Raw genomic sequence first — 16,284 nt, forward strand, 5'->3', positions numbered from 1 at the left:
GTCGTCAGCTGTTGTAGAAGCCGCCGCCCAGCGCCCGGGTGAGCGCGGCGTCGACGGCGAGCGTGCGGGATTCCAGCGCCGCTGCGGTGCGGCGCTGGGCGATCAGCGTGTCTTCCGCCGACAGCACCCCGAGATAGTTGGTAAGCCCGCCCTCGTAGCGGAGCTTGGCGATCCGATAGGCGTCCTCGGCTGCGGCCACCGCCCGTCGCGCCTCAGTGAGCCGCGTCTGCAGCTGCCGGGCGCTCACGGCGGCGTCGGCGACCTGTTGCAGCGCCTGCACCAGGGTCTCGTCATAGGCGGCGACGGCGGCGTCGTAGTCGGCGCGCGCGCCGCGGTAGGCGCCTTCCAATCGCCCGGCGGAGAAGATCGGCAGGCTCAGCGCCAGTCCGGCCTGGCCGATCTGCGAGCCCGGGTCGCGCAGCAGGTCGAGGCCCAGGGCCTCGCGGCCGATGAAGGCGGCGAGATTGACGTTCGGATAGAAGTCCGCCCGCGCCGCACGGATGCGGCCGCTGGCCGCTTCGGCGCGCAGTCGCGCGGCCTGCACGTCGGGCCGTCGCCCGACCAGGTCGACGGCGAGGTTCTGCGGCAGGCCGAAATCCGTCCCGATCGCCCCGGAGGGCCGCTGCAGGCGCAGCCCGCGGTCGGGTCCCTGCCCGGCCAGCGCCGCCAGGCGGTTGCGCGCCAGGCCGAGCTGTTCGTCGGCCGCGGCGAGGTCCTGGGCGGCGGCCGCGGCGTTGGCCTCGGCCTGCCGCGCTTCGCCCTCGTTGGACGCGCCCGACTGGACACGCTGCTTGACCAGCTGCGCCGTCGCCTTGCGGTTCGCCAGGGCCTGGTCGGCTGCTTCACGCTCGCTGAACAGCTGGGCGAGGTCGGCGTAGGCCGCGGCGATGTTGGTGGTCAGCATCAACCGCGCCTCGGCCGCGTCCATGCGCGCGGCTTCGGCCTCGGAGGTCGCCGCCGCGAGGCTCGCCCGGTTGCGGCCGAACAGGTCGAGATCCCAGGCCAGGTCGAGCGTGCCGCGGCCGGTGTCGTTGTAGCCCTGCGGCACGAAATCCGGCGGGATGCCGAGATTGTAGCTCTGGCGAGTCTCCGCGACCCGGGCGTTGGCGCTCAGGCTGGGCAGGCCGGCGGCGCGCTGTTGTTCAGCCAGCGCTCGGGCGCGGCGCACCCGGGCCTCGGCCTGAACCAGGCTTGGCGACCCCTTGAGCGCTTCGTCCATCAGGGCGTCGAGTTGCGGGTCGTCGTAGCGTCGCCACCAGCCGTCCTCCGGCCAGGCGGCCTGCGGGGCCTGGAAGCTTTGCGTGGTCGCGTAGCCCGCGGCCGGCTTGGCCTGCGGCTCCGGACCGAGTCGCGGAACCGCGGCGCAGGCGCTCAGCGCGCTCGCGGCGAGGAGAGTGAGAATAAGCCTGTTCATGGAGCCTCTGGTGGGGAGCATGGCCGAGGCGATATATGACCGTACTGTACGGTCACCAATAATCGTGCTACAAGCTCGCGGTCAAGTTCGAAAATCAGTGGGAGCGGAATGGCCACGGCAGCGCGGGAGTTGAAGCGGGAGGACCGTCGGGACGCCATCTTGGACGTCGCGCACGAGTGTTTCGTCGCCGAGGGCTATGGCTCGACCTCGATGTCGACCATCGCCGCGCGCCTCGGCGGATCGAAAGGCACCCTCTACAACTACTTCAAATCCAAGGAAGAATTGTTCGACGCTTTCGTCCGGCGGTCGTGCTCACGCCTGCAGGGGCTGCTTGAGGCGCAGCCAGGCGACGGCGATGCGCGCGAGCGGCTGGTGCGGATCGCCCGGGACTTCCTCGATCACCTGCTCTCGCCGGACGCGATCGCCATCTACAGAGTCGTCGTCGGCGAAGGCGAGCGATTCCCCGAACTGGCGCGGCTTTTCTACGAGGCTGGTCCGCGCACCGGCATCGCCAAGACAGCTGCGCTGCTGAAGGCGCTGATGGACGAAGGCGTGCTGCGCTCCGACGACCCGGTGCTCGCCGCCCACCAGTTCAAGGACCTGGCGCTGTCGGGAGTGTTCAACCTGCGCCTCTGGGGCGTCATCGCCGATCCCACGCCCGCCGAGCGAGCCGCGCGCGCCGAAACGGCGGTCGACACCTTTCTGCGCGCCTACGCGCCGTAGTCTCTACCCAGGAGCGGGGCGTTGCGGCCCCTGGGTCCCGGATCGGCCTTTTCAGGCCGTCCGGGATGACGGGTTTGGTTTTGTGTCAGACCGCCTGAATGATCGCCAGGAAGTCGGCGGCCTTCAGCGAGGCGCCGCCGACCAGCGCGCCGCCCACTTCACGCGCGTGCAGGATCTCGGCGGCGTTGCTCGGCTTCACCGAGCCGCCGTAGAGGATCGGAACGACCTCGGCTTCTTCGCCGAACATCGCCTTCAGCGTTTCGCGGATGGCGCCGTGCACCTCCTCGATCTGCGGATTGTTCGGGGTCAGGCCGGTGCCGATCGCCCAGACCGGCTCGTAGGCCACGGCGAACGCCTTGCCTTTGAGTTCGGCGGGCAGCGAGCCCCTCACCTGCCCGGTGACGACCTCGAGCGCCTTGCCGGCGTTGCGCTGCTCCAGGGTCTCGCCGACGCAGATGATCGGCTCCAGGCCATGGCGCAGGGCGGCCAGCACCTTCTTGGCCACCAGTGCGTCGCTTTCGCGGTAGGCGTCGCGACGCTCCGAGTGGCCGAGGATCACCAGCTTGGCCCCGGCGTCGGCGAGCATCTCGGCCGAAATGTCCCCCGTGAAGGCGCCGGTGTCGTCGGCGTGGGCGTCCTGCCCGCCGACCAGCACCTTGGAGCCCGCCAGCGCCTCGCTCATCTGCGCGATCAGAATCGACGGCGGGCAGATCGCCACGCGCACCTGCGTCGCGCCCACGCCTTGGGCCACGGCCTTGGCTTCGGCCAGCGAGTTGGCCAGCCCGTTCATCTTCCAGTTTCCGGCGATCAGCGGCGTCGGCGACTTCATGGGCCTCTCTTTCTTGCAAACCGCAGGGCGGTTAAGCCAAGCCGGCGCGTCTGTCACGCGCTTGCGGCGCGCAAGCGGCCTCCACTATACCGAGACGCTCTTACGCCCGGGAAAGGGATTTGATGCTCGCCGCCTTCCGCGTTTTCGCGAAGTCCTGGGTCGCCGCTGTGCTGATCGGGCTTTTGATCGTCGCCTTCGCCGTGTTTGGCCTTCAGGACGTCTTCGGCAACAAGCTGGGCGATTCCGTCATCGTCGCCGGCTCGCGGAAGGTCTCGCCCGCCGAGTTCCGCCGCGAATTCGAGTCCGTGCGCAAGCGCGCCGAGCAGGAGATGGGCCAGCCCGTCACCGCCGAGGTCGCCGCCGCCAACGGCCTGGATCGCCAGGTGCTGCAGGGCCTCGCCACCCGCGAAGCCTTCGCCGAGCTCCTGCACCGGATGGGCATCCGCCCGTCCGACAAGGAGGTGGTCGCGCAGATCGCCAAGATCCCGGCCTTCTTCAATCCGGTGTCCGGCAAGTTCGACAAGGCGCTCTATCAGCAGCGCCTGGCGCAGAACGAAATGCGGCCCGAGCAGTTCGAAGCCATGCTGCGCGACGAGATGGCGCAGCAGCACCTGGTGAGCGCGCTCACCCAGGCGCTCGAGGTTCCCCGCGCCTATTCGGCGCTGGCGGCGATCTATGCGCTCGAAAGCCGCGACGTGGCCTATCTGACCGTCGATCCGACCAGCGTGCCGCAGCCGGCCGCCCCGACCGACACTCAGCTGACCGCCTTCATGAAGGAAAACGCCGCGCAGCTCACCTTGCCGGAGTTCCGCGTGCTGACGGTCGTGCGGTTCAGCCCGCAGCTGGTCGGCGCCAACCTGGCCGTCGACGAGGCCGAGCTGAAGAAGCGCTACGAGTTCCGCAAGGACACGCTGTCGACGCCGGAGACCCGCAGCCTGGTGCAGATCCCGGCCAAGGACGCCGCCGCCGCCAAGGCCATCACCGCCCGCCTGCAGGCCGGCGAGGCCCCGGCCGCCATCGCCAAGGCGCTGGGCGTCGACGCGATCAGCTACGACAACCGCCCGCAAACCGCGATCGCTGACCGCAAGCTGGCCGCCGCCGCCTTCCAACTGCAGCCCGGCCAGGTCAGCACGGTCCAGGGTGACCTGGGCACGGCGGTGGTCAAGGTCCTGGCGGTCGCCCCTGGTTCGACCGTCTCCTTCGAGCAGGCCCGCCCGGCGCTCGAAGCCGAGCTGCGCAAGGACGCCGCCGCCGAGAAGGTCTATGCGCTCACCCAGGCCTATGACGAGGCGCACCAGAAGGGCGCGAACCTGACCGAAGCGGCGGAGAAGGCTGGCGTCGCGTCGACCACCCTCGGTCCGGTCGCCAAGGACGGCCGCGACCAGCAGGGCCAGCCGGTCGGCGGCCTGAACCAGAAGCTGATGGACACCGCCTTCAACCTGCCCGCCGGCGGCGAGAGCGAGGTCGTCGATGCGGGCGAAGGCGAGTACTTCGCCGTGCGCGTCGAAAAGATCGTGCCGCCGGCGATGCCGCCGCTGGCCGAGATCAAGCCGCAACTGAGCCAGGCCTGGATGATGCGCGAAGTCGGCAAGGCGATGCAGGCCAAGGCCGATGCGCTGGCCGCCCGCGTCCGCAAGGGCGAAAGCCTGGAGGCCGTCGCCGCCAGCGCCGGCGCCCGGGTGACCCGCGTCCCGGCGGTCGACCGCCGCACCGGCCCGCAGAACCCGCTGGTGTCGCCGGAGATGCTCGGCCATGTGTTCGGCGGCAAGTCCGGCGAGGTCTTCGTCGCCCGCGCCCGCAACTTCGCGATGACGGTCGGCAAGGTCGAGGCCACCCACGTCGGCGATCCCGCCCAGCTGGCCGCCCTGACCGAGCAGACCCGCCAGCAGATGACCGCTACGGTCTTCCGCGAGATCGGTCAAAGCGCCCAGACGGCGGCTCGCGAGGAGATGAAGGTCAAGGTGGACTACAACCGCGCCCGCACGGCGATCGGCCTTCCCCCGCTGAACGCCAAGGGTCAGCCGGAGCCGGCGAAGTGAAGCTTGAGCCTGAGTTCGAGGCCTTTCAGTCGACCTATGACGCCGGCGCGCCCCAGCTGGTCTGGACGCGGCTGATCGACGACCTGGAGACCCCGGTCTCCGCCTATCTGAAGATCGGCCACGGCCGCCCCTACGCCTTCCTCTTCGAATCCGTCGAGGGCGGCTCCTGGCGCGGGCGCTACTCGATCATCACGCTCAGCCCCGACCTCGTCTGGCGCTGCCGTGGCGACCAGGCCGAGATCGCCGAGGGCGCCGAGGCGATCGCCGCCGGCCGCTTCACGCCGCAGCCGGGCGGCGCGCTGGAGTCGCTGAAGGACCTGGTGGCGGCCTCGCGGATCGAGCTGCCCGCCGGCCTGCCGCCGCCGTCGGCCGGGGTGTTCGGCGCGATCGGCTACGACATGATCCGGTTGGTCGAGCGCCTGCCGAACATCAACCCGGACGCCCTCGGCCTGCCCGACGGCGTGATGACCCGCCCGTCGATCGTCGCGATCTTCGACGCCATCGCCCAGGAAATCGTCCTGGTGACGCCGGTGCGCCCGAACGGCGGATCGGCGAAGGCGGCCTACGACGCGGCCCGCGAGCGGATCGAAAACGTCCTCGCCGACCTCGGCCGGCCGGCGCCGCGGCTGTCCGGCCAGGGCGCGCCGGCGCCCGACGGCTTCACCACTCCGGTTTCGCGCGACGACTACAAGGCGGTCGTCGAGCGGGCGAAGGAGTACATCCGCGCGGGCGACATCTTCCAGGTGGTGCCCAGCCACCGGTTCCGCACGCCGTTCGAACGCGACCCGTTCGCGCTCTACCGGTCGCTGCGGCGCATGAACCCCTCGCCGTTCCTGTTCTTCCTGAACTTCGGCGACTTCCAGCTGGTCGGCTCCTCGCCGGAGATCCTGGTGCGGCTGCGCGACGGCAAGATCACCATCCGCCCGATCGCCGGGACCCGGCCGCGCGGCGCCACGCCGGAGGAAGACCTGGCGCTCGAACAGGAGCTGATGGCCGATCCCAAGGAACGGGCCGAGCACCTGATGCTGCTGGACCTCGGCCGCAACGACGTCGGCCGGGTCGCCATGCTGAAGGACAACGTGACCAATGCGCCGGCGGCCGCCGTGCGGGCACCCCGGGTGCGAGTGACCGACAGCTTCTTCATCGAGCGCTACAGCCACGTCATGCACCTGGTCTCCAACGTCGAGGGCGACGCCCCGGACGGCCTGGATCCGGTCGACGTGGTGATGGCCGCCCTGCCCGCCGGCACCCTGTCGGGCGCGCCGAAGGTGCGGGCGATGGAGATCATCGACGAGCTGGAGATCGAGAAGCGCGGCATCGGCTACGCCGGCGGCGTCGGCTATTTCGGCGCCGACGGCTCGGTCGACACCTGCATCGTGCTGCGCACCGCGCTGGTGAAGGACGGGACCATGTACGTCCAGGCCGGCGGCGGCGTGGTCGCCGATTCCGATCCCGACGCTGAGTACGACGAGACCCTGCACAAGTCCCGCGCCCTGCGCCGTGCGGCCGAGGAGAGCTGGCGGTTCGAGTAGGCCCGGCGGGGGAGCCCACACGGCTTGCCCCTACACCGGTCACCCCCGCGAAAGCGGGGGGCCAGGCGTTTTTGTTCGACCCGCCGCTGGACGCAAAACGCCTGGATCCCCGCTTTCGCGGGGACGAGCGGGAGAGAGGTGGCGCCTATTTCGCGCTGCGCACCACGTGGGTGGTGACGACCGGCGGGGCGAGGATCATGGCGGTGGCGAAGGCCAATGCGCAGAAGGCGGCGAAGAAGGCGGCGGCCAGCACCGGCCACATCCGCTCCGTCTTCGGCTTGGCCGTCAGCAGCGCGCGGATCCGCGCGGTCTCTTCCGGGTTCAACGCCGAATCGTTCATCGCCATATGTCGAGGATCGCGCCATCGGCCCAGGCGCGCCATGGCGCCCTTGGCGCAGCCGTTCTCAGAGCCTACAGAGTGCCCATGATCCTGGTGATCGATAACTACGACAGCTTCACCTACAACCTCGTCCACTATCTGAACGAGTTGGGGGCGGAGACGCTCGTCCACCGCAACGACGCCTTGAGCGTCGAGCAGGCGCTGGGGCTCAAGCCACAGGGCATCCTGCTGTCCCCAGGCCCGTGCACGCCGAACGAGGCCGGGATCTGTCTCGACCTGCTGGCCGCCGCGCCGCAGGAACTGCCGATCTTCGGCGTCTGCCTCGGCCACCAGGCCATGGGCCAGGCCTTCGGCGGCAAGGTGATCCGCGCCCGCGAGCTGATGCACGGCAAGACCAGCCCGATCCATCACACCGGCAAGGGCGTGTTCAAGGGACTGAAGAACCCCTTCACCGCCACCCGCTACCACAGCCTGTGCATCGAGCGTGAAACCGCGCCCGAGGTGCTCGAAGTGACCGCCTGGACCGACGACGGCGAGATCATGGGGGTCCAGCACAAGACCCGGCCGATCCACGGCGTGCAGTTCCATCCGGAATCGATCGCCACCGAATGCGGCCACGAGCTGCTTGACAACTTCCTCGACATCGCCGGCGTGAGGCGCCTGGCGCAGGTCTGAGCCGCCCGCCATGTCCGACGCTTTCAAGCCGCTGCTCAGCCGTCTTGCCGACGGCGCGACCCTCTCCGAAGAGGACGCCGGCGAGTTCTTCGCCGCCTGCCTGCGCGGCGAGCCCACCCCGGCCCAGGTCGCCGCGGCGGTCACCGCCATGCGCATGCGCGGCGAGACCGTGGGCGAGATCACCGCCTGCGCCCGGGCCATGCGCCGCGCCGCGGTCATGCTCGACCATCCGTTCGAGACGGTCGACGTCTGCGGCACCGGCGGCGACGGCCTGCACACTCTGAACGTCTCCACCGCCGTGGCCTTCGTCGCCGCCGGCGGCGGGCTGAAGGTCGCCAAGCACGGCAACCGGGCGCTGTCGTCCAAATCCGGCGCGGCCGACGTGCTGAGCGCGCTGGGAGTCAACATCGCCGCCACCCCGGCCCAGCAGCTGAAGGCGCTGGAGACGGCCGGGATCTGCTTCATGTTCGCCCCGGCGCATCACGGGGCCATGCGCCACGTGACGCCGATCCGCGCCGAGCTCGGCTTCCGCACCATCTTCAACCTGCTGGGGCCGCTGACCAATCCGGCCGGCGCGCGGCGTCAGCTGCTCGGGGTCTACGACAGCCGCTGGGTCGAGCCGTTGGCCCGGGTGCTCGGCGCGCTGGGGGCCGAGAAGGCCTGGACGGTGCACGGCCAGGGCATGGACGAGATCACCATCACCGGCGAGACCCAGATCGCCGAATGGCGCGACGGTCAGGTGCGGCTGTTCCGACTCACCCCGGAGGCGGTCGGCCTGCCGCGCGCGGCGCTGGCCGACCTGACCGGCGGCTCACCGGCGCAGAACGCCGAGGCGCTGAAGGCGCTGCTTGGCGGCGCCAAAGGGCCCTACCGCGACATCGTGCTGATCAACGCCGCCGCCGCCTTCCTGGTGGCCGACAAGGTCGAGACCCTGCGCGAAGGCGTCGAGCTGGCCGCCGCGGTCCTCGACGACGGGCGCGCCGCCCAGGCGCTAGAACGCCTCATCGCCGTCACTTCGGCCCCGGAGCCCGCATGAGCGACATCCTCGCCAAGATCGCCGCCTACAAGCGCGACGAGGTGGCCGAACGGAAGGCCGCGCGCACGGTCGCCGAGGTCGAGGCCGCCGCCCGCGCAGCGTCGACGCCTCGCGGCTTCCGCGCCGCGCTGGAGCGCGCCCACGGCCCGGGCCGGCTGGCCCTGATCGCCGAGATCAAGAAGGCCTCGCCCTCCAAGGGGCTGATCCGCGCCGACTTCGATCCGCCGGAACTCGCCCGCGCCTATGCGGCCGGCGGCGCAGCCTGCCTGTCGGTGCTCACCGACGCGCCGAGCTTCCAGGGGGCCGACGACTATCTGGTCGCCGCCCGCGACGCCGTCGCCCTGCCCTGCATCCGCAAGGACTTTCTGGTCGATCCCTGGCAGGTCGCCGAATCCCGCGCGCTCGGCGCCGACGCGATCCTGGTGATCCTGGCGATGATCGACGATGCGACCGCCGCGGCATTGATGGCCGAGGCCCAGCGGTTCGGCATGGACGCCCTGGTCGAGGTGCACGACGAGGCGGAGATGGCCCGCGCCGGCGCGCTGGGCGCCGACCTGGTGGGCGTCAACAACCGCGACCTGCGCAGCTTCGTCACCGATCTGGCGGTCACCGAGCGGCTCGCCGGCCAGACGCCGAAGGACGCCCTGCTGGTCACCGAGAGCGGCCTGTTCAGCGCCGAGGACGCCGCGCGGCTCGAGCGGTCCGGCGCCAAGGCGATGCTGGTCGGCGAAAGCCTGATGCGCCAGACCGACGTCACCGCCGCGACCCGGGCGCTGCTGAGCAAGGCCGAAGCGCCAGCGGGCTAGCCGCGCGCCGCCGCTTCCAGTGCGGCGACGTCGAGCTTCACCATCTTCAGCATCGCCTCGGTCACCCGCTTGGCCTTGGCCTGGTCGGGATCGCGCATCAACTCGCCGAGCCGCCGCGGCGTGATCTGCCACGACAGGCCCCAGCGGTCCCGCAGCCAGCCGCACTGCTCGACCGAACCCCCTTCCTTCAGGGCGTCCCACAGCCGGTCGATCTCGGCCTGATCGTCGCATTCCACGACGATCGAGAAGCTGTGGTTGAACGGGTCTAGCGGGCCCGCCTCGATCGCCTCGTACCGCTGATCGCCGAGTTGGAAAGCCGCCACCGTCACGCTGCCGGCCGGACCGCTCGGCGTGTCGGCCAGCATCGGCGCGAGCCAGGTGATCGCCGATCCGGGAATCAGCTCGGTGTAGAACCGCAGAGCCGCTTCCATGTCCTTCTCGAACCACAGGTGTTGGGTGACGGTCATCATGGGCTTCTCCTTCTCCTCTCGCGGTCGGCCTCCCCCCAGACGTCGGGGCGGCGCCGATTCCGACTCTCCGGGGACGCACGGCGCCTCGCTCGGCGAGCAAAACGCCGGAAAACCCACGAGAATTCAGCCCGTCGGCCAGTAACTTGACATTAATAGAGAACGCTTAGAGAACATTTGAAGCGTTTGCGCTTTGTTCTCGAAGCGCACAGGTCGTAAGGTGTCGTCGTCATGCTCACCCGCAAGCAGCACGAATTGCTCATGTTCATTCATGAGCGCATCAAGGAGACCGGCGTCTCGCCGTCCTTCGACGAGATGAAGGAGGCGCTGGATTTGGCCTCCAAGTCCGGCATCCATCGGCTGATCACGGCGCTGGAAGAGCGGGGCTTCCTGCGGCGGCTGCCGCACCGGGCCCGGGCGCTGGAGGTGGTGAAGCTGCCGCAGCAGGCGACGACCGCCGCTCCCCCCAAGGGCCGCGCTCCCTTCAAGCCGCAGTTGGTCGAGCCCAGTCACGCCGCTCCCGCCGCCGCCAACGACAGCCGCGAGCTGCCGGTGCTTGGCCGCATCGCCGCCGGCACGCCGATCGAGGCAATCCAGCAGGAACGCGACCGCCTGCCGGTGCCGGAGACCATGCTCGGCGCGGGCGAACACTTCGTGCTCGAGGTGCAGGGCGATTCGATGATCAACGCCGGCATCCTCGACGGCGACTACGTGGTGATCCGGCGCACCGACGCGGCCAATTCCGGCGACATCGTCGTTGCCCTGGTGATGGGCGAGGAAGCAACGCTGAAGCGGCTCCGTCGCAAGGGCGCCTCGATCGCCCTGGAGGCCGCCAATCCGGCCTACGAGACCCGCATCTTCGGTCCGGACCAGGTGGCCGTGCAAGGCAAGCTGGTCGGCCTGATCCGCCGCTATCACTAATTCGCGAGAACTTTTGCGCGTCCCAGGGCTTTAGGGCGAATCCGGACCGCACGTCCGGCTTCAGAGGAGCCCTCGGATGCGCATTATCACCGCCGCGACGGTCGCCGCCTTAGCGCTCGCCGTCACCGCCTGCGGCAAGCCGGCCGCCCAGAAGGCCGAAGAGAGCGCGAGCACCGCTGGCCAGGAGGCCGCCGCCGCCCAGGCCGCCGCCGACGCCAGCCAGGTCACGTCGATCCCTGGCGCCGCCAATTCCAGCGCGATGGACGCCACCCAGCACGCCGAACAGGCCGGCGATGCGGCCAAGGACGCCGGATCCGCCGCGGCCGACGCCGCCAAGGACGCCAGTGGCGCGGCCAAGGAAGCGGCCAAGGACTCGGCCGACGCCGCCAAGAAAGCCGGCGAGGCCGCGAAGGACGCCGGCGACGCGGCCAAGGACGCCCAGCGCTAGGGCCTCAGCGAAGGTCCAGGCCCCAGGTCCAGGGTCTTCGCCCGCGCCCCTCCTGCGCCCAGATCACCCGCCAGCCGCCGTCCGGCTGGCGGTGCAGTTCGGCTGCGCCGCCACGCCGGAAGTCCGCGCCGGTGAGCACCAGCTGCGCGGCGCAGCTTTCGGGCCGGAAATCGTTGCGCAGCACCACGACCTCGGCGCTGGTGCACAGGGCCTCCAGCCGCCCCGGCGGCAGCGGGCGTTTCAGGTTCCAGGCGGCGGCGATCGGGGCCGGCGCGCTCGCGCCGGGCGCGCAGCTCTGGCGGTCGCAGGCGAAGGCCGCGTCGCGCGCCGCCTCGCTCACCAGCGGTTCCAGCCCGCGCCGGCGCGACCATAGCTCGGCGCCGAACAGCTTCACGTCCGGGCGCAGCAGGATCGCCTGGCGGCCGCTGCGCACCGCCACGGCGGCGCCGTCGGCGCTGATCCAGGCGTCGGGCGTCGGCGGCTTCGGGGTCAGCGCCACGGCCAGCGCCAGCGGCGCGCCGAGCCAACGAAGCGGCCCGCGCCACAGGCAGATCCACAAGAGGCCGAGGAAGGTGACCGGCAAGGTCCAGGCCGGCCCGCTTGCGATCACCACCTGGGCATGGGGCGCGGCGGCGGCGGCGGCGGCGATCCGGTTGGTCAGGTCGATCGCGTAGCCGGCCAGCCGCAAAGGCCAGGCCTCCAGCCCGAACGGCATCAGCACCGCGCCGAGCGCCAGTCCCGGCATCATCAACAGCGACGAGATCGGCTGGACCAGCAGGTTGGAGACCAGCCCCCAGGTCGAGATCCGGTTGAAGTGCTGCATGGCGAACGGCCCGGTCGCCAGCCCGGCCACGAAGCTGATCGCCGCGCCGGCGACGATCCAGCTGGCGGCGCCCTGCACCAGCCGGATCGGCCAGGGCGTGTTGATCTCCTTGACCGGTTGCGGCCAGACGCCGGCCATGGCGACCAGCGCCGCGGTGGCGGCGAACGACATCTGGAAGCCCGGCTGGGTCACCGCCTCCGGCTGCAGCAGCAGGACGACGAAAGCGGCGACCGCCAGGGCGTGCAGGCTGATCGCCTGGCGATCCGCCAGGATGGCCGCGAAGGCGATGCTGGCGGTGATCGCCGCGCGCACCGCCGGCGGCGGCGCGCCGGACAGGACCAGATAGGTCAGCACCGCGGCGAGCCCGACGCAGGCCGCGGCCTTCTTGCCGTTGATCCGCAACGCCAACCACGGCCAGGCGGCGATCAGCAGGCGCAGGGCGGCGAAGGTGAAGCCGCCGACGATCGCCATGTGCACGCCGGAGATCGAGATGATGTGAGCCAGCCCAGAGGCCCGCAGATTCTCCACCTGCTCCGGCGGCACAAACGCGGCCTGCCCGGTCGTCATGGCCGCGACGAGCCCGCCGGTCTCCGGCCCGAGGACCCTGACGATCCGCTCGGTCATCTCCCAGCGCAGCCGATTGACCTGCATCGCCAGCCGCAAGCGCCACGGCGGCTTGGCCTCGGCGACCCAGGCCTGCGGCGGGCCGAGCGCGAAGCCCACACCGCCGACGCTGTCCAGGAAGGCGTCGCGGGCGAAGTCATAGGCCCCCGGGCTGGCCGGCGGCGGTGGGGCGTTGATCATCGCCAGCAGCCGGACGGCTTCGCCCGGCGCCGGAATGCGCGCGCCCTCGCGCAGCGTGATGCGCACCCGGATCGGCGTGGCTTCGGGCGCAAGCACTTCGATGCGATAGGGGGCGATCAGCAGCCGCTGGCCGCCCTGGCCGGGCGAGGCCACGTCGAGCACCCAGCCCTCCAGGCGCTGCGGGCCGGCGGCCTCCACGGCGATTGGCGCCTTGACCTGTTCGATCCGCAATTTGGCGACGGCGAAACCCGCAAGGCCGCAGGCCGCCAGCACCGCCGCCGCGGTCGCCAGCGGCGGACCGAGCCGCCGCGCGGCGACGAGCAAGGAGAGGCCAAGGCCCAGCAGAGCCCAGGCCAGCCACGCCTGCGGCTCCCGCGGCAGGGCGAAATAGACCGCCGCGCCGACGCCGAACGCCACCGGCGTCCAGAGCTTCCAGCGCGCGCCCTGGGCGGCGAACTGGCCCGATATCCACTTCAGGGGCGCGCCAAGGGTGGAAGGTGGCCGAATCCACGTGCTAAGAGGCGCCGCCCGGCCGCCGCCGGCGGGCGCAACCTCATTCAAATCAGCCTCGATGTCCGTCCCCACGACTTCTGGCCGTCCCGTCGTCACCCGGATTGCCCCCTCGCCCACCGGCTCGATGCACATTGGCACGGCCCGCACGGCGCTTTTCAACTGGCTTTACGCCCGCCACACCGGCGGCAAGTTCCTGTTGCGGATCGAAGACACCGATCGCGAGCGCTCGACCGAGGGCGCCGTCCAGGTGATTTTCGAGGGCCTGAAGTGGCTCGGCCTTGAGGCCGACGAGCCCGCGGTCTTCCAGTTCGCGCGCGCCGATCGCCACCGCGAGGTGGTCGAGGCCCTGCTGGCGCGCGGCGAGGCCTATCGCGACTACATGACCAGCGAGGAGCTGGAGGCCGAGCGCGAGCGCGCCCGCGCCGAGGGCCGGGTCGTGCGCTCGCCCTGGCGGGACGCGGCGGCCGCTGATGCGCCGGACCGGCCCTTCGCCGTGCGCCTGAAGAGCCCGCTGTCCGGCGAAACGCTGATCGCCGACCAGGTGAAGGGCGAGGTGCGCTTCCAGAACAGCCAGCTCGACGACCTGATCCTGCTGCGCTCCGACGGCAACCCGACCTACAACCTCGCCGTCGTGGTCGACGACTACGACATGGGCGTGACCCACGTCATTCGCGGCGACGATCACCTCAACAACGCCGCGCGTCAGACGCTGATCTACCAGGCGATGGACTGGGCGACGCCGGTGTGGGCGCACCTGCCGCTGATCCACGGTCCGGACGGCGCCAAGCTCTCCAAGCGTCACGGCGCCCAGGCGGTCGGCGAGTTCGCCGACATGGGCTACCTGCCCGAAGCCATGCGCAACTACCTGGCCAAGCTCGGCTGGGGCCATGGCGACGACGAGATCTTCTCCGACGAGCAGGCGATCAGCTGGTTCGACATCAAGGACGTGGTCGGCGCGCCGGCCCGCCTCGACTGGGCCAAGCTGAATCACCTCAACAACCACTACATCCGCCAGACGGACGCCCCGCGGCTGACGCAACTTGTCGCGGGTATCCACAAGAGCCGCGACTGGAAGCTGCGCGACGGCGACCTGCCGCTGCTCGAGCGGACCATTCCGCTGGTGCGCGACGGCGCCAAGACCCTGCTCGAACTGGCCGATTCCACGGTCTTCGTGCTGAAGGCGCGGCCGCTGGAGCTGCCCGAAAAAGCGCAGGCGATGCTCACCGAAGAGACACGCGGCCGCCTTTCGCGCCTGCGAGACCGCATTGCAGCGAATGAGGCTTGGGAGGTCCCCGGCCTGGAGGCAGAGATCCGCGCCTTTGCAGAGTCGGAAGGCGTCGGGATCGGCAAGTTCGGCCCGGCGCTGCGCGCCGTGCTGTCCGGTGGTTCGCCGGCGCCGGACCTCGCAGGGGCCCTGGTTTCACTCGGGAAACACGAAAGCCTCGCGCGGCTCGACGATGTGCTTTCGCCGGCCCCGTAAACCGGCTAAAGGCGCGCTCAAACGAGCGTTACGATTTTGAACTGAAAGGGGATGGCATGGGCGACACGGCGAAGATCAACATCGGCGCCAAGGCGGTCGAGCTTCCGATCCTGAAGGGCACGATCGGCCCGGAAGTGGTCGACATCCGCAAGCTCTACGGCGAGACCGACGTCTTCACCTACGACCCGGGCTTCACCTCGACGGCGAGCTGCGAAAGCAAGATCACCTTCATCGACGGTGACAAGGGCGTCCTGCTGCACCGCGGCTACCCGATCGACCAGCTGGCCGAGCACTCGAGCTTCCTCGAAGTCTGCTACCTGCTGCTGCACGGCGAACTGCCGAACGCGCCGCAGTTCGCCGAGTTCGAACACAACATCACCTACCACACGATGTTGCACGACCAGTTCGACAAGTTCTTCAGCGGGTTCCGGCGCGACGCCCACCCGATGGCGATCATGGTCGGCGCGGTCGGCGCCCTGTCGGCCTTCTACCACGACAGCACCAACATCGATGATCCCGAACAACGGATGATCTCGTCGCACCGGCTAATCGCCAAGATGCCGACGATCGCCGCCCGCGCGTTCAAGTATTTCCGCGGCCAGCCCTTCATCCATCCGCGCAACGAGCTCTCCTACTCGGAGAACTTCCTGCGCATGTGCTTCTCGGTCCCGGCCGAGGACTGGAAGCCGAACCCGGTGCTGACCCGGGCGATGGACAAGATCTTCATCCTGCACGCCGACCACGAGCAGAACGCGTCGACCTCGACCGTTCGTCTCGCCGGTTCGTCGGGCGCCAATCCGTTCGCCTGCATCGCGGCCGGCATCGCCTGCCTGTGGGGCCCGAGCCACGGCGGCGCGAACGAAGAAGCGCTGAACATGCTCAAGGAGATCGGCACCGTCGATCGCATCCCTGAGTACATCCAGGGCGTGAAGGACCGGAAGTACCGCCTGATGGGCTTCGGTCACCGGGTCTATAAGAACTATGACCCGCGCGCCAAGGTCATGCAGAAGACCTGCCACGAAGTTCTGGCGGAAGTCGGTCACTCCGACGACCCGCTGCTGAAGGTCGCCATGGAGCTCGAGAAGATCGCGCTCAACGACCCGTACTTCGTCGAGCGCAAGCTCTATCCGAACGTCGACTTCTACTCGGGCATCACGCTGCGCGCCCTCGGCTTCCCGCCGGAGATGTTCACCGTGCTGTTCGCCCTGGCCCGCACCGTCGGCTGGGTCGCCCAGTGGAAGGAAATGATCGAGGATCCGTCGCAGAAGATCGGCCGTCCGCGCCAGCTCTACACCGGCGCCCCGACCCGCGATTACGTGGCGCTCGACAAGCGCGCCTGATCCAGGTCGCCAGACACGACGAAGGCCCGCGGTGATCCGCGGGCCTTTTTCGTTGGCGCAGCGCTTCGGAAGCGACCGGCAGGCTTGGTGATGA

15 protein-coding genes are annotated in these 16,284 nt (G+C 70.1%); 10 read left to right on the forward strand and 5 right to left on the reverse strand.

The genetic code is table 11. From position 1 onward, the window contains the following. Positions 1 to 4: 4 nt before the first annotated feature. A complete protein-coding gene (locus tag ACSQ14_RS09905; RefSeq protein ID WP_436012186.1) occupies positions 5 to 1,414 on the reverse strand; it encodes an efflux transporter outer membrane subunit in 1,410 nt (469 codons plus the stop codon). 159 nt (positions 1,415 to 1,573) lie between these two features. Here ACSQ14_RS09905 and ACSQ14_RS09910 point away from each other — a divergent pair, with 159 nt between their 5' ends. After that, a complete protein-coding gene (locus ACSQ14_RS09910) occupies positions 1,574 to 2,137 on the forward strand; it encodes a TetR/AcrR family transcriptional regulator (RefSeq protein ID WP_436012188.1) in 564 nt (187 codons plus the stop codon). 85 nt (positions 2,138 to 2,222) lie between these two features. On the opposite strand, the gene tpiA is transcribed toward ACSQ14_RS09910, so the two are convergent. After that, complete coding sequence (gene tpiA, locus ACSQ14_RS09915; RefSeq protein ID WP_436012190.1) at positions 2,223 to 2,966, reverse strand: triose-phosphate isomerase; 744 nt, start codon at positions 2,964 to 2,966, stop codon at positions 2,223 to 2,225. 122 nt (positions 2,967 to 3,088) lie between these two features. Here tpiA and ACSQ14_RS09920 point away from each other — a divergent pair, with 122 nt between their 5' ends. Continuing rightward, a complete protein-coding gene (locus ACSQ14_RS09920; RefSeq protein ID WP_436012192.1) occupies positions 3,089 to 5,005 on the forward strand; it encodes a SurA N-terminal domain-containing protein in 1,917 nt (638 codons plus the stop codon). Further along, positions 5,002 to 6,537: an anthranilate synthase component I gene (trpE, locus tag ACSQ14_RS09925; protein ID WP_436012194.1), complete on the forward strand. Its 1,536-nt coding sequence runs from the start codon at positions 5,002 to 5,004 to the stop codon at positions 6,535 to 6,537. The genes ACSQ14_RS09920 and trpE overlap by 4 nt, the downstream gene beginning before the upstream one ends. Before the next feature lie 145 nt (positions 6,538 to 6,682). On the opposite strand, the gene ACSQ14_RS09930 is transcribed toward trpE, so the two are convergent. Continuing rightward, complete coding sequence (locus tag ACSQ14_RS09930) at positions 6,683 to 6,883, reverse strand: hypothetical protein (RefSeq protein WP_436012196.1); 201 nt, start codon at positions 6,881 to 6,883, stop codon at positions 6,683 to 6,685. Between the two features lie 78 nt (positions 6,884 to 6,961). Between ACSQ14_RS09930 and ACSQ14_RS09935 the strand changes: the two genes are divergently transcribed. Genes ACSQ14_RS09935 through trpC form a run of 3 tightly spaced genes read left to right on the forward strand, consistent with a single transcriptional unit; the run spans position 6,962 to position 9,394 of the window. Beyond that, on the forward strand, positions 6,962 to 7,552 hold the full coding sequence (locus ACSQ14_RS09935; protein WP_436015397.1) for an anthranilate synthase component II: 591 nt from the start codon (positions 6,962 to 6,964) through the stop codon (positions 7,550 to 7,552). Positions 7,553 to 7,562: 10 nt separating this feature from the next. Continuing rightward, a complete protein-coding gene (gene trpD / locus ACSQ14_RS09940; protein WP_436012198.1) occupies positions 7,563 to 8,588 on the forward strand; it encodes an anthranilate phosphoribosyltransferase in 1,026 nt (341 codons plus the stop codon). Further along, on the forward strand, positions 8,585 to 9,394 hold the full coding sequence (trpC, locus tag ACSQ14_RS09945) for an indole-3-glycerol phosphate synthase TrpC (RefSeq protein WP_436012200.1): 810 nt from the start codon (positions 8,585 to 8,587) through the stop codon (positions 9,392 to 9,394). Before trpD ends, trpC begins: the two co-directional genes overlap by 4 nt. Here trpC and ACSQ14_RS09950 read toward each other — a convergent pair. Then, complete coding sequence (locus ACSQ14_RS09950) at positions 9,391 to 9,864, reverse strand: VOC family protein (RefSeq protein WP_436012202.1); 474 nt, start codon at positions 9,862 to 9,864, stop codon at positions 9,391 to 9,393. The two genes, trpC and ACSQ14_RS09950, sit on opposite strands and share 4 nt — an antisense overlap. Positions 9,865 to 10,092: 228 nt before the next feature. On the opposite strand from ACSQ14_RS09950, the gene lexA reads away from it, so the two are divergent. Together lexA and ACSQ14_RS09960 are read left to right on the forward strand one after the other, a co-directional pair. Next, on the forward strand, positions 10,093 to 10,782 hold the full coding sequence (lexA, locus tag ACSQ14_RS09955; RefSeq protein ID WP_436012207.1) for a transcriptional repressor LexA: 690 nt from the start codon (positions 10,093 to 10,095) through the stop codon (positions 10,780 to 10,782). Positions 10,783 to 10,858: 76 nt separating this feature from the next. Further along, the gene (locus ACSQ14_RS09960) at positions 10,859 to 11,230 is read left to right on the forward strand and encodes a hypothetical protein (protein WP_436012209.1); all 372 of its coding nucleotides are present in this window, start codon (positions 10,859 to 10,861) and stop codon (positions 11,228 to 11,230) included. 4 nt (positions 11,231 to 11,234) lie between these two features. Here the strand turns inward: ACSQ14_RS09960 and ACSQ14_RS09965 are convergent, their stop codons facing one another. After that, positions 11,235 to 13,274, reverse strand: coding sequence for a ComEC/Rec2 family competence protein (locus ACSQ14_RS09965; RefSeq protein ID WP_436012211.1), 2,040 nt, complete (start codon positions 13,272 to 13,274; stop codon positions 11,235 to 11,237). 154 nt (positions 13,275 to 13,428) lie between these two features. On the opposite strand from ACSQ14_RS09965, the gene gltX reads away from it, so the two are divergent. Together gltX and gltA are read left to right on the forward strand one after the other, a co-directional pair. Continuing rightward, positions 13,429 to 14,850, forward strand: a complete 1,422-nt coding sequence (gene gltX, locus ACSQ14_RS09970; RefSeq protein ID WP_436012213.1) for a glutamate--tRNA ligase — start codon at positions 13,429 to 13,431, stop codon at positions 14,848 to 14,850. Between the two features lie 56 nt (positions 14,851 to 14,906). Next, positions 14,907 to 16,190 (forward strand): citrate synthase, encoded by a 1,284-nt coding sequence (gene gltA / locus ACSQ14_RS09975; RefSeq protein WP_436012215.1) that lies wholly within the window; start codon positions 14,907 to 14,909, stop codon positions 16,188 to 16,190. Positions 16,191 to 16,284: the final 94 nt, after the last annotated feature.

The organism is Phenylobacterium sp. LjRoot219 (assembly GCF_964252995.1).
In the GTDB taxonomy this organism is placed as follows: Bacteria; Pseudomonadota; Alphaproteobacteria; order Caulobacterales; family Caulobacteraceae; genus Phenylobacterium.

Excerpts from the sequence above, each read along its gene's own strand:
- ACSQ14_RS09905 (WP_436012186.1), bottom strand. The coding sequence starts at position 1,414 with ATGAACAGGCTTATTCTCACTCTCCTCGCCGCGAGCGCGCTGAGCGCC.
- tpiA (WP_436012190.1), bottom strand. The coding sequence starts at position 2,966 with ATGAAGTCGCCGACGCCGCTGATCGCCGGAAACTGGAAGATGAACGGG.
- ACSQ14_RS09920 (WP_436012192.1), top strand. The coding sequence starts at position 3,089 with ATGCTCGCCGCCTTCCGCGTTTTCGCGAAGTCCTGGGTCGCCGCTGTG.
- ACSQ14_RS09930 (WP_436012196.1), bottom strand. The coding sequence starts at position 6,883 with ATGGCGATGAACGATTCGGCGTTGAACCCGGAAGAGACCGCGCGGATC.
- ACSQ14_RS09935 (WP_436015397.1), top strand. The coding sequence starts at position 6,962 with ATGATCCTGGTGATCGATAACTACGACAGCTTCACCTACAACCTCGTC.
- trpD (WP_436012198.1), top strand. The coding sequence starts at position 7,563 with ATGTCCGACGCTTTCAAGCCGCTGCTCAGCCGTCTTGCCGACGGCGCG.
- trpC (WP_436012200.1), top strand. The coding sequence starts at position 8,585 with ATGAGCGACATCCTCGCCAAGATCGCCGCCTACAAGCGCGACGAGGTG.
- ACSQ14_RS09950 (WP_436012202.1), bottom strand. The coding sequence starts at position 9,864 with ATGATGACCGTCACCCAACACCTGTGGTTCGAGAAGGACATGGAAGCG.
- lexA (WP_436012207.1), top strand. The coding sequence starts at position 10,093 with ATGCTCACCCGCAAGCAGCACGAATTGCTCATGTTCATTCATGAGCGC.
- ACSQ14_RS09960 (WP_436012209.1), top strand. The coding sequence starts at position 10,859 with ATGCGCATTATCACCGCCGCGACGGTCGCCGCCTTAGCGCTCGCCGTC.
- gltX (WP_436012213.1), top strand. The coding sequence starts at position 13,429 with ATGTCCGTCCCCACGACTTCTGGCCGTCCCGTCGTCACCCGGATTGCC.
- gltA (WP_436012215.1), top strand. The coding sequence starts at position 14,907 with ATGGGCGACACGGCGAAGATCAACATCGGCGCCAAGGCGGTCGAGCTT.